At 77.8% G+C, this 12,702-nt stretch carries 3 protein-coding genes; all 3 read right to left on the reverse strand.

The genetic code is table 11. The features are described 5' to 3' along the window. Positions 1-111: 111 nt before the first annotated feature. From EKG83_RS32845 to EKG83_RS32855, 3 genes are read right to left on the reverse strand one after another with little or no spacing between them, the layout of a single operon-like run. Entirely contained in the window at positions 112-1,134 is a 1,023-nt protein-coding gene (locus tag EKG83_RS32845) for a 3-deoxy-7-phosphoheptulonate synthase (RefSeq protein ID WP_033435049.1), read from the reverse strand. Beyond that, positions 1,127-2,557 carry an MDR family MFS transporter gene (locus EKG83_RS32850; protein WP_033435048.1) on the reverse strand — a complete coding sequence of 477 codons (1,431 nt, stop codon included), beginning with the start codon at positions 2,555-2,557 and terminating at the stop codon, positions 1,127-1,129. The genes EKG83_RS32845 and EKG83_RS32850 overlap by 8 nt, the downstream gene beginning before the upstream one ends. Then, positions 2,554-12,675 carry a non-ribosomal peptide synthetase gene (locus tag EKG83_RS32855; protein WP_051766869.1) on the reverse strand — a complete coding sequence of 3,374 codons (10,122 nt, stop codon included), beginning with the start codon at positions 12,673-12,675 and terminating at the stop codon, positions 2,554-2,556. The genes EKG83_RS32850 and EKG83_RS32855 overlap by 4 nt, the downstream gene beginning before the upstream one ends. Positions 12,676-12,702: the final 27 nt, after the last annotated feature.

Raw genomic sequence — 12,702 nt, forward strand, 5'->3', positions numbered from 1 at the left:
TCACCGCGCCGCCCCACCGGCGCGACCAGGTCTCCCCGCGACCCGAGCCCGCCCCGCAACCAACGGGCGGTGGTCGACGCCCTCGGGCGCGCGAGCGGAACCGCAACCGTCCTAAAGGGACGAACGGCGGCGCCGCGCGGCGCGGGCCAGGACCTCCAGCAGCGGCACCGTGCGCTCCCAGCCCAGGCAGGCGTCGGTGACGCTGAGGTCCGGGCGCGGCGGGCCGGCGCCGAGGTCCTGCCTGCCGTCGGCCAGGTAGGACTCGACCATCACGCCGACCAGCCCGCGGTTGCCGTCGGCGACCTGGGCCGCCAGGTCCTCCAGCACGGCCGGCTGCCGGTCGTGGTCCTTGCCGCTGTTGCCGTGCGAGGCGTCGACCACCACCCGGGGCGGCAGGCCCGCCGCGGTCAGCGCGGCCAGGGAGGCGGCGACGTCGGCCGCGCCGTGGTTCGGCTTCCGGCCGCCGCGCAGGACCAGGTGCGCGTCGGGGTTGCCGGTGCTGCGCAACGTGGTCAGCCGCCCGTCCGCGGCGATGCCGGGGAACGCGTGCGGCAGGCCGGCGGCGCGCACCGCGTCGACCGCGGTGCCGATGTCGCCGGACACGCAGTTCTTCATCCCGACCGGCATGGGCAGCCAGGACGCCAGGTGGCGGTGCGGCTGGCTGGCGACCGTGCGGGCGCCCACCGCGCCCCACGACACCACGTCGGCCGCGTAGTGGGCCACCAGCGGGTCGACGAACTCGTAGGCCAGCGGCAGGCCGGTGGCCGCCGCCTCCAGCAGGAACGACCGGCCCAGCCGCACCCCGGTCGCGACGTCGCCCTTGCCGTCGAGGGTGGGGTCGGGCAGCAGGCCGGTCCAGCCCGAGACCGTGCGCGGCTTCTCCAGGTAGGCGCGCAGCACCACGACCAGGTCGTCGGCCAGGCGGTCGGCCGCGCCCGCGAGCAGGTGCGCGTAGTCCAGGGCCGCGGCCGGGTCGTGCACCGAGCAGGGGCCGACCACCACCAGCAGCCGGGGGTCGCGGCGGGTGAGCACGGCGGTGACCGACTCGCGGTGCCGCGCCACCGCCTCCGCCACGGGCGCGGGCAGCGGGGGTCCGGCCTCGGCGGGCGTGGGCAGGGTGTCCTGGTCAGGCATCTGCGGAGTCCTTCTCGTGTGCGGGTCGGGCCACCGGGGGGCGGCGGGGCAGCCTGGTCGCGCCGGCGGCGGCGACGAGGACCAGGGCGAGCACCCACCAGAAGGTGTCGGCGAACGCGGCGGCGACGTCGGGCCCGCGGACCGCCGACCGCTGCCGGAGGACCACCGCGAGCACGGCGGTGCCGATGCCGCCGCCGACGGTGTTGAGCAGGTTGAGGGCGCCGGCCGCGCGGGGCAGCCGCGCCGGGGCGACGGCGCGGTAGACGGTGTTCATCACCGGCGCGCCGATCATCGCCGCGCCGAGGCCGCGCACCAGCAGCGCGACCGCGACCGCGGCGTCCGGCAGCGCCGGGCCGAGCTGGGTGAGCGGGGCCGTGCCCAGGGCCACCAGGCCGATGCCCGACAGCACCAGCGTGCGCGGGGCGGTGGTGTCGATCAGGCGGTTGACGAGCACCGAGCCCGCCGCCGCGCCCACGCCCTGCGGCGCGAGCAGCAGCCCCGCCTGCCACGCGGTCAGGCCGCCGCCGGTCTGGAGGTACAGCGGCAGCAGGAACATCGTGCCGAACACGGACGCGCCCAGCACCACCAGCGCGAGCGCCGCCACCCCGAACGGCGGCCGGGCGAACAGGCGCGGGTCGATCAGCGGGGTGCGGGAGGTGCGCAGCCCGTGGACCACGAAGCCGACCAGCATGCCCAGGCCCACCAGCACCGCCGCCGCCACCAGCGGCACCGGCCGGGCGTCGCCGACGCCGGTCAGGCCGAAGACCAGCACGGCCAGGCCGGGCGACAGCAGCAGGGCACCGCGCACGTCGAACGCCACCCGCCCCTCGGCGGGCGGTACGACGGGCACCCAGCGCCGGGCCAGCACGATCGCGGCCAGGCCGATCGGCACGTTGACGTAGAACAGCCACGGCCAGTCCGCGGCGCTCAGCAGCGCGCCGCCGACCGGCGGGCCGAGCACCGGCGAGAGCAGCGGCACCACGCCCACCACGCTGATCAGCCGACCGATCCGCTCCCGGCCGGCGACCCGGGCCAGCAGGGCCTGCCCGGTCGGCGGGAGCAGGCCGCCCGCCAGGCCCTGGAGCACGCGGAACACCACCAGGCTGGGCAGCGACCAGGCCAGCGCGCACAGCACCGAGGCGAGCAGGAACCCCGCCACCGCGACCAGCCACGTCCGGCGTCCGCCGAAGCGGTCCGCCAGCCAGCCCGAGGCGGGCACCGCCGCGACCACGGCCAGCAGGTAGGCGGTGGTGGCCCACTGCACGTCGGTGACCGGCGCGTCGAACCGGTCGGCCAGCGCGTCCACGCCGACCGAGACGATGGTGCCGTCCAGGGTGGCCATGAAGGTGCCGAGCACGAGCACGAACGCGACCCGCCACAGCGCCGCGTCCACGGGCGGTCGGGTGGCGGGGGCGCGGTTCACAACCCCTCCGGCAGCGCTTCGGCGGCGTCGTCGAAGCGCCCCGGCAGGTCGCGCAGCACCCGCAGCAGGTCGTCGGCCAGCGCCCGGGCCTCCCCGGCGCCGAACAGCCCGGCCTGGTGGCCCAGCACGCCGTGCCAGCCGTCCTCCCCCGGCACCACGGTCAGCGTCACCGGGTGGTGGGTGCGCTCGCGGAACCGGGTCGCGGTGACGGTCAGGCCCGGTGCCGGTTCGCGCAGCCGCGCCGGGTCGACCGGGTAGTTCTCGAACACCACGAGGCTGTCGAACAGCCGTCGCCGCCCGGTCAGGCGCTCCAGGTCGGCCAGCCGGACGTGGTGGTGCTCCAGCAGGTCCTGCTGCCGCGCCTGGAGGTCGGCCAGGGCCTCGGCCACGGTGCCGGTGAACCGGGCGCGCACCGGCACGGTGTTGGCCAGCAGGCCGATGACCTCCTCCACGCCCGGGACCCCGGCACCGCGACCGGACACCATGGCGCCGAAGCACACCTCGCGCCGCCCGGACCGGGCCGCCAGCACCGCCGACCACGCGCCCTGCACCAGCGTGTTGGGCGTCAACCCGCGCCGGGCCGCGGCCCGGGTGAGGTCGGCGACCAGCGGGGCGCCGACGGTGAACAGCACCGGCTCCGCCGCGCCGATCACGACCGCCCGGTCGCCCACCAGGTAGTCGCCCTCGCCCACGCCGGCCAGCTCCGCGCCCCACCTCGCCAGGTCGGCCGCGGTGTCCCGCTCGGCCAGCCGGCGCGCGTGGGGGGCGAACGGCACGGGCTCGGGCAGCGGCGGCCCGCCGTGCACGCGCCGCGCGTAGAGCGCGAACAGCTCGGTCAGGATGCGCGGCGCCGACCAGCCGTCCGACAGCACGTGGTGGCTGGTCAGCACGACCACGTGCCGGTCGGGGCCGGTGCGCAGCGCGGTGAGCCGGACCGGCGGGCCGGCGGCCAGGTCGAACGGCTCGGCCAGGTCCGCGTCCAGGGCCCGCTCCGGGTCGGGCGCGTCGAGCACGCGGAACCCCGGGCGCGGGTCGACCGGCACGAGCTGCACGCCCGAGCCGGGCGGGAACACCGCGCCGAGGTTGGGGTGGCGGCGCAGCAGGTCGTCGCCCGCGGCGCGCAGGGCGTCGACGTCGAGCGCGCCGGACAGCGTGAACGCCGCCTGCACGGTGTAGGGGTCGTCGGGCCCGGCGTACCGCAGCACGACCTCCTGCAACGGGGTCAGCGGCAGCACGTCGGCGGCGCCGTCGAAGGCGGCGACCTCGCGGGCGAGCCGGACCAGCTCGTCGCGCAGGTGCCCGGCCAGCGCCTCCACCTCGGCCGGCGCGAACAGGGCCGCGGGCCAGGTGAACCGGACGCCCAGCACCTCGTCCCGGGCCAGCGCGTTGACCACCAGCGCGTGCGGCAGCGGCAGGTCGTCGGAGCCGCCCGAGCCGAGCGGGTCGGCGTCCGGCGGCACCTGCCACGGCGTCTCCACCGCGGGCGGTGCCGGGAAGCGGCCGAGGTAGTTCCAGCTGATCCACGGCTGCCGCGCCGGGGCCTCGGCACCGAGGATGCCGTGGCCCAGGCCGTCGCCGGCCGCCTCCAGCTGCTGCTTGACCGCCTCCAGCGCGCCGTCGTCGGGCACGACCACGCGCGCGGGGTGCACGGCGGTGAACCAGCCGACCGTCTGGGACAGGTCGACCGGGCCCGAGCGGTCGGGCTCGTGGCCGGGGCGGCCGTGGCCCTCCAGGGCGACCAGGAGGTCCGGCGCGGTGCCGCGCCACGCGCCGACCGCGCGGGCGAGCGCGGTGAGCAGGACGGTGTCCGGGGTGGTGCGGTGGGCGGCGGGCAGGGTGGTGAGCACGGCCCGCGTGGTGGCGGGGTCCAGCTCGACCACGTGGTGCACGGCCGTGGCCGCGGTGTCGCGGGCCGGGTCGAGCGGGGTGTCCGACAGCGGCACGTCCGGCGCGGCGGCGACCCACTCCCAGTGCGGCAGCTCGGCGCGGCGGTGCGGCACGGCCTCGCGCAGCGCCCGCGCCCAGCCCAGGAAGGAGCGGCCGTGGCGGACGAGCGCGCCGCCGGTCTCGTGGACGTGGGCGATGTCGTCCAACAGGACCCGCCACGACACCGCGTCGACCAGGACGTGGTGCGCGACCAGGACGAGCCGGCCGGGCCTCGGGCCGGCGTCCACCCACACCGCGCGCAGCAGCGGCCCGGTGCGCAGGTCCATGGCGGCGCGGGCGGCGGCGACGTGCTCGTCCACCACCGCGCGCGGGTCGCCGTCGGCCACCGCGGTGGTGAGCACGTCGGCGCCCGTCACCGCGCCCTCGGCGGGGATGCGCAGGACCGGTTCGCCGTCGCCGTCGGCCAGGTGGGCGCGCAGCACGTCGTGCCGGGCCAGGACGGCGTCGAACACCGCCCGCCACCGCGCGGCGTCACCACCGGCCGGCACGCAGACCTCCACCCACTGGCAGAAGCCGTCCGCCGCGCCGCGGCGCAGCAGGTCCCGCATGACCGGGGTGAGCGGCGCGTCGCCGACCGCGGGCGCCTCGTCCACCGGCCCGCCGGCACCGCAGCGCGCGGCGATCCCGGCGACCGTGCCGCCCTCGAACACGTCGCGCGCGGTCAGGCCCAAGCCCTCGCGCCGGGCCCGCGACACCACCCGCAGCGACACGATGCTGTCGCCGCCGACCTCCAGGAACGCGTCGTCGAGGTTGACGTGCTCGCCCAGCACCTCGCGGAACACCGCCAGCAGCACGGCCTCCGCGCGGGTGGCGGGCTCGCGGGCGGCGGTGGCGCGGGCCTCGGGCGCGGGCAGGGCGGCGCGGTCCAGCTTGCCGCTGGGCCCCAGCGGCAGGTGGTCCAGCGCCACGAACGCGGTCGGCACCATGTGGTCGGGCAGCTCCGCGGCCAGGTGCTCGCGCAACCCCTCCGGCGACGGCCGCGCGCCGTCGGTGGGCACGACGTAGCCGACGAGCCTGCGGTCGCCGGGCCGGTCCTCGCGCACGATCACCGCGCACGCCCGCACGTCGGGGTGCCGGGTCAGCACGGTCTCGATCTCGGACAGCTCGATCCGGAAGCCGCGGACCTTGACCTGGTGGTCGGCGCGGCCCAGGAACACGATCTGCCCGTCGGGCCGCCAGCGGACCAGGTCGCCGGTGCGGTACATGCGCTCGCCGGCTGGGCCGAACGGGTCGGCCACGAACCGCTCCGCGGTCAGGCCCGGCCGGTTGAGGTAGCCGCGGGCCAGCTTCGGGCCGGCCAGGTACAGCTCGCCGGTGACGCCGACGCCGACCGGCTGGAGGCCGGCGTCGAGCACGTAGGCGCGCACCTCCGGGTCGGGCCGGCCGATCGGCAGCGGGCCCGGGTCGGCCGGGTCGTAGTGCCAGGTGACCGAGTTGATGGTGACCTCGGTGGGTCCGTAGGCGTTGAACAGCGCCCGGCGGTCGCCCCAGCGGCGGGCCAGCTCGGGGTCCAGGCGCTCGGCGCCCACGACGAAGAACACGTCCGGCGGCACGGTGCGGTCGTCGGGCATCGCGGCCAGGAACGACGGCAGCAGGTTCACCCCGGTCACCCGGTGCTCGGCGATGTAGTCCAGCAGCTCGTCGCCGGGCACGCGGACCTCCTCCGGCGCGATGACGGAGGTGCCGCCGGACAGCAGCGGCAGCATGAACTGCCAGAACGCCACGTCGAAGCTGGTCGAGGCGAAGTGCAGGTAGCGCTCGCGCTCCCCGATGCCGACCACGTCCTCCTGGAGCGAGACCAGGCTGGGCACGCCCCGGTGCGGCACGCCGACGCCCTTGGGCCTGCCGGTGGTGCCGGAGGTGTAGATGACGTAGGCCAGCGAGTCCGCGGTGAGGTCGCGGCGGGCGTCGACCGGGTCGGCGTCCCACTCGGCCGGGCCCTCCGGCGCGGTGGGGTCGACCACCGGGACGGTCACCGGCAGGTCGGGCACGCCGGTCGCGACCACGGCGGCCGGCGCGACGTCGTCGAGCATGAAGGCCAGCCGGTCCCGCGGGTAGTCCGGGTCCATCGGCACGTACACCGCGCCCGCCTTGAGCACGCCGAACAGCGCCACCACCATCTCCACGTCGCGGCCCAGCAGCACCGCGACCGGGTCCTGGGGCCGCACGCCGCGGTGGAGCAGGGCGTTGGCCAGGCGGTTGGCCCGGCGGTCCAGCTCGGCGTAGCCCAGGGAGCGGTCGCGGCAGACCACGGCCTCGGCGTCGGGGGTGCGGCGGACCCACTCGCCGAACTCGTCCAGGCAGCCGCCGCGCGGCCGGGTGGGCGCCGGCCCGGTGCCCAGGGCCAGCAGGGCGTTCCGCTCGTCGTCGTCGAGCGCCCGCAGCCGGGCCACGGGCCGGTCGGGGTCGTCGACCAGCTCGTGCAGCAGGGTGCGCAGCCAGCGGCCGTAGGCGCGCACGGTCGCCTCGTCGAAGGCGTGCGGCTGGTAGCCGAGGCCGATGACGAACTCGTCCTCGGGGATCACGATGACGGTGAGCGGGTAGTGCGTGGCGTCGGTGATGTCGACGCCGACCAGGTCCAGGCCCGGGGCGAGGGTGGTGCGGCGGCGGCTGGAGAGCGGGAAGTTCTCCATCACCAGCATGGTGTCGAACAGCTCGCCCGCGCCGACCGCGCGCTGGATGTCGGGCAGGCCGACGTGGTGGTGGTCGGTGAGCGCCACGGCGTCGGCGTGGACCCGGTCGAGCAGGTCGGCGGCGGTGTCGGCGAGCGCGTACCGGACCCGGACCGGGATGGTGTTGCCCAGCTGGCCGATCATCGACTCCACGCCGTCGACCTCGGCGGGCCGGCCGGAGACCGGGCAGCCGAACACCACGTCGCGCCGACCGGTGAGCCGGCCCAGCAGCAGGCCCCAGGCGGTCTGGAGCACGGTGGTGGGCGTGATGCCGCGGTCGCGGGCGAACGCGCGCAGCCGCTCGCTGAACTCCGCGCCGAGGCCGACCGCCACCCGTTCCGGGCGGTCCACGGTGGACACGGCACCGGCCGGGGCGAGGTGGGTGCCCTCGACGCCGGCCAGGGCGTCGCGCCAGGCGTCGAGCGCGGCGCCGGGGTCGCGCTCGGCGAGCAGGCGGTGGTACTCCGCCGGCGACGGCGCGACGGGCGCGGCCGGGCCGCCGCCCAGCTCGGCGTAGGTGGCCAGCAGGGTGCGGCCGACCAGGGGCATGGACCAGCCGTCGAGCAGGGCGTGGTGGTTGGTGATGACCAGGCGGTGCTCGTCGGGACCGAGGGTGCAGAGCAGGAAGCGGATCAGCGGCGGCCTGGTCGGGGAGAACGGGCGCGCCAGCTCGGCGCGGCAGTGCGCGGCCAGCTCGTCCTCGTCGGCCGGCGTGACGTGCCGCCAGTCCAGGTGCACGTCGGCGGGCACGACCTGGACGACGTCGCCGGCGGCCGTGGTGTGCAGGTGGACGCGCAGCGCGGGGTGGCGGCGCAGCAGCTCGGCGGTCGCCGCGCGCATCCGCTCCGGGTCGAGCGCGCCGCGCAGCGCGGTCACGGCCTGCACCACGTAGACGTCGGTGTCCTGCTCGCCGCGCACCATGGTGTGGAAGGCCAGGCCGACCTGGAGCGGGGTGGCGGGCAGCACGTCGGCCACCCGGCCGGCGCGCTCCAGCGCGTCGATGGCGTCCTGGTCGAGGTCGACCAGCGGCAGGTCGGACGGGGTGAGGCCGCCGCCGTCGGGTCCGATGCGCGCCGCGTGCGCGGCCAGCGCCTCCAGCGCCTCGCCCCAGGCGCGCTGGAGGTCGGCCACCACCGGGGGCGGCAGCACCTCGCGGGCGGCGGTCCACTCCACGGCCAGGCGCGGCTCGCCGTCCTCGCGCACGAAGCAGTTGAGCGCCAGCAGCTGCTCCAGGGCCTTGGCGGGCGGTTCGGCGACCGCGAACGCGTCGCCCCCGGGCAGCCGCCAGCCGGTGCCGGGCAGCGGCGCGAACCGGCCCAGGTAGTTCAGCAGCACGTCCGGCGGCGGTGCCGACAGCTCCGCGCGGCCCACCGGGTCGAGGTGGCGCAGCACGCCGTAGCCGACGCCGTGGTCGGGCGTGGACCGCTTGGCCTCCTTGGCGGCGCGCAGCAGGCGGTCGAGGTCGTCGCCCGCGGCGGGCACGCGCACCGGGTACTCGGTGGTGAACCAGCCGACCGCCCGGGACAGGTCGAGGCCCGGGTGCTCGCGGCCGTGGCCCTCCACGGTGACCGCGACGTCGCCGCGCACGCCGTGCCGGCGCAGCGCCAGCACGAGCGCGGCCAGCAGCACCTCGTCCGGGCTCGCCCGGTAGGCGGCGGGCAGGGTGGTGAGCACCGCGGCGGTCACCTCGGGCGAGGCGGTCGTGGTGGTGCGGTCGGCGGTGGCCACCACGTCCACCGCGGGGTCCAGCGGGCGGGCGCCGAGGCGGGCGGTGTCGAGCGCGCGCCGCCAGTGCGCCAGCTCGCCGCGCCGGGCGCCGCTCCCGGCCTGCCCGGCCAGCAGCAGCGCGTGCCGCCGCCACGAGGCGCCGACCGGGGCGAGCGCGGCACCGGCGCAGGCGGCGTGCAGGTCCGGCAGCAGGACGCGCCACGACACGCCGTCCACGACGAGGTGGTGCAGCACCACCACGAGCCGGTCCGGTTCGCCGGCCGGGGTGCGCACCAGCGCCACCCGCACCAGCTCGCCCGCCCGCGGGTCCAGCGACGCGACCAGCTCCCCGGCCACCGCGGCGACGTCGCCGGAGGTCTCGCGCACGTCCGGGACCACCGCGCCGCGCGGGCGCACGACCAGCCCGCCGTCGAGCACCACCAGCCGCAGGGCGTCGTGGTGGTCGAGCACGGTGCGCACACCGCGCACCAGGTCTTCCAGCGCCAGGTCGTCGTCGACGCGCAACGCGGTCCACTGCGCGTACCCGGCCACGGCGGCGGGGTCGGGGTTCGGGTCGAGCAGGGCGCGCACGATCGGCGGCGCGGGCACCGGCCCGGTCGGCTCGTCGACCGGCTCGGCCGCGGCGGTGGTCTCGCGGGCCGCCGCGGCCAGGGCGGCCAGGGTGCGGCGGGCCAGCAGGTCGCGCGGCCGCAGGTCCAGGCCGTGGGCGCGCAGCCGGCTGCTGACGCTGATCGCGCTGATGCTGTCGCCGCCCAGGGCGAAGAAGTCGTCGTCGACGCCGACGTGCTCCGCACCGGTCACCTCGGCGACGACCGCGCACAGCAGCCGCTCCCGCCCGGTGGCCGGGGCGCGGCCGCCGCCGGTGGCGCGGGGCTCGGGCAGCGCGGCCCGGTCCAGCTTGCCGTTGACGGTGACCGGCAGCGCGTCGAGCACCACCACGACCGAGGGCACGAGGTGGTCGGGCACCCGGCCGGCCAGCTCCTCGCGCACCGCCTCGGGCGTCAGCGCCACGCCGGCGGCGGGCACCACGTAACCGACCAGCCGGGCGGTGCCGGTGCCGGTGCGCACGGCGGCGGCCGCCGCGACGACCCCGGTCACCGCGCCCAGCGCGGCCTCGACCTCGCCCACCTCGACCCGGTGGCCGCGGACCTTCACCTGGCCGTCGCGCCTGCCCAGGTAGGCCAGGCCGCGGTCGGTCCAGCGGACCAGGTCGCCGGTGCGGTACATGCGCTCGCCCGGCCCGCCGAACGGGTCGGCGACGAACCGCTCCGCGGTCAGGTCGGGCCGGTCGAGGTAGCCGCGGGCCAGGCGCGGCCCGGCCAGGTACAGCTCGCCGGCCACGCCGGGCGGCACCGGGCGCAGCGCGTTGTCCAGCACGTAGGCGCGGGTGCCGGGCAGCGGGGTGCCGATGGTGGGCTCGTCGCCCTCCAGGGTCGCGCCGGTGGCGTCGACGGCGGCTTCGGTGGGGCCGTACATGTTGCGCGCGGCCACGCCGGAGGCCACGACGCGCCGCCACAGCGCGGGCGGGGTGGCCTCGCCGCCCAGGACGAGCAGCACCGGCCGGTGGTCGCCGTGCAGCAGGCCGCCGTCGACGAGCGGCGCGGCCATCGACGGGGTGGTGTCCACGACGTCGATCCGGTCGCGGGCGTAGGCGGCCAGCAGCGCGTCGGCGTCACGCGCCAGGTCGGCGCCGTAGAGGTGCAGCTCGTGCCCGCACAGCAGCCACAGGAGCTGGTCCAGCGCGGAGTCGAAGGCGAACGAGTAGGTGTGCGCCACGCGCAGCCGCCGGCCCGCCGCCTCCCGCGCCCGCGCGACGGTGGTCGAGCGGTGGTGGTGCACCAGCGCGGTCAGGCCGCCCAGGCGGCCCAGCACGCCCTTGGGCCTGCCGGTCGAGCCGGAGGTGTGGATGACGTAGGCCAGGCGGTCCGGGTGCCGGTCCACACCGGACAGCGGCTCGCCGCTCAAGGCGGCCACCTCGGCGCGCACGGCCGGGTCGTCCAGGAGTGTCGCGTGTGGACTGATGTCGGCGGTCTCGGCGACCGCGAGGACGAGCTTCGCGCCCGCGTCGGCGACCAGCCCGCGCAGCCGCTCGGCTGGGTGCTCGACGTCGAGCGGCAGGAAGGCCGCGCCCGCGTCCAGCACCGCGAGCAGCGCCACCACCAGGTCGGTCGAGCGGGGCAGCGCGAGCGCCACCACGTCGTCCGGTCCGACGCCACGCGCCCGCAGCGCGCGGGCCAGGCGGTGCACCCGCCCGGCCAGCTCACCCGACGTGAGCCGGTCGTCCCCGCACACCAGGGCGACGGCGCCCGGGTCCAGGTCGTCCAGCAGCGACACCACGTCCCGCGGCGTGCCGGGCGGGGCGGCGGGCGACCACCGCGCGAGCAGCCGGTCCCGGTCGGCGGGCTCGACCAGGTCCACCCGGCCGACCGGCGGCGCGTCGGGCCCGGTGAGGTCGGCGAGCAGCCGGCGCAGCGCGGTCAGCTTGCCCTCGACGCCGGCCCGGTCGTGGGTGCGGGCGTCGACCTCGAAGCCCAGCAGCAGGCCGCCGTCGTGCGTGGGCAGCACGCTCAGGCCCATGTCCTCGGGCGGCCCGCCCGCCACGTTGCGCATCACGCCGGTCGCGCCGGCGAAGTCGAGGGCCAGGTCGAACGCCTTGAGGTTGATGCCCCGGCCGTGCAGCAGGGCGCCCGCGCCCGGCACGGCCAGGTCGCGCGGCAGGTCCTCGCCCCGGTAGCGCTGGTGGGCGCGCATCCCGCGCATCACCCCGGCCACCCGCCGGGCCAGCTCGCCCAGCCGGTCGTCGCCGCGCACCGCCACCCGCAGCGGCAGCACGTTGACCGCCATCGCGGGCGTGCGCAGGCCCACGCCCGTGCGGCACATCAGCGGCAGCGCGAAGACCACCTCGGTGCGCCCGAGCACCCGGTGCAGGAACGCGGCGTAGACCGCGATGAGCGCCTCGCCCCAGGTGACCCCGTCCCGCTCGGCCGCGGCGCGCAGCCGCGCCACCTCCTCGGCCGGCACGACGGCGCGGGCGGTCAGCGTCCGCTCCCCCGGCGCGTCGACCACCGGGGCGGCGGCGGGGTCGTCGAGGTCGGGCAGCGGCGTGAACCGGTCCACCCAGTAGCGGCGGTCCTCCTCGGCGCGCCCGCTCGCCCGGTACGCCAGGTCGGCCGCGACCAGGTCGGCGAACCGGCCGAACGTCGACGGCGGCGGCTCGGCGCCCGCGACCAGGGCGGTGTAGCGGGCGGCGGTGCGGCGGGCCAGCATCGCCGCGGTGTAGCCGTCGAAGACCAGGTGGTGCCCGAGCTGGGTGTACCAGACCTCCCGGTCGGACAGGCGGATCACCGTGCACGAGAACAGGTCCCGGTCGACCATGCCCCGGCACGCTTCCGCCACGCGCTCCCGCTCGGCCGCCACGAACGCGTGCGCGGCGGCCTCGGGGTCGGCCTCGCCGCCCAGGTCCACCACGCGCGGCAGCGGCACCGGCTCGGCGGAGACGACCTGGCGCGGCCCGTCCGGGGTGTCGAACACGCGCAGCCGCAGCGTCTCGGCCTCCTCGGCGGTGGCGCGGACCGCCTCGGCGAGCAGCCCGGTGTCCACCGGCTCCCCGCCGCGCACCTCCACCACGTCGCCGACCACGTAGTAGGGCGAGTCCGGTTCCAGCCGCTGCGCGTGCCAGATGCCCAGTTGGGCGCCGGTCAGGGCGAGGACCGGGGTGGCGGCGTCCGGCGCGGGCCGGGCGGGCGCGGTGGTCGGCGCGACGGGGTTCAACTCGGTCTCCTGGTTCTACGGCGCGGT

The organism is Saccharothrix syringae, from assembly GCF_009498035.1.
GTDB classification, from domain to species: Bacteria; Actinomycetota; Actinomycetes; order Mycobacteriales; family Pseudonocardiaceae; genus Actinosynnema; species Actinosynnema syringae.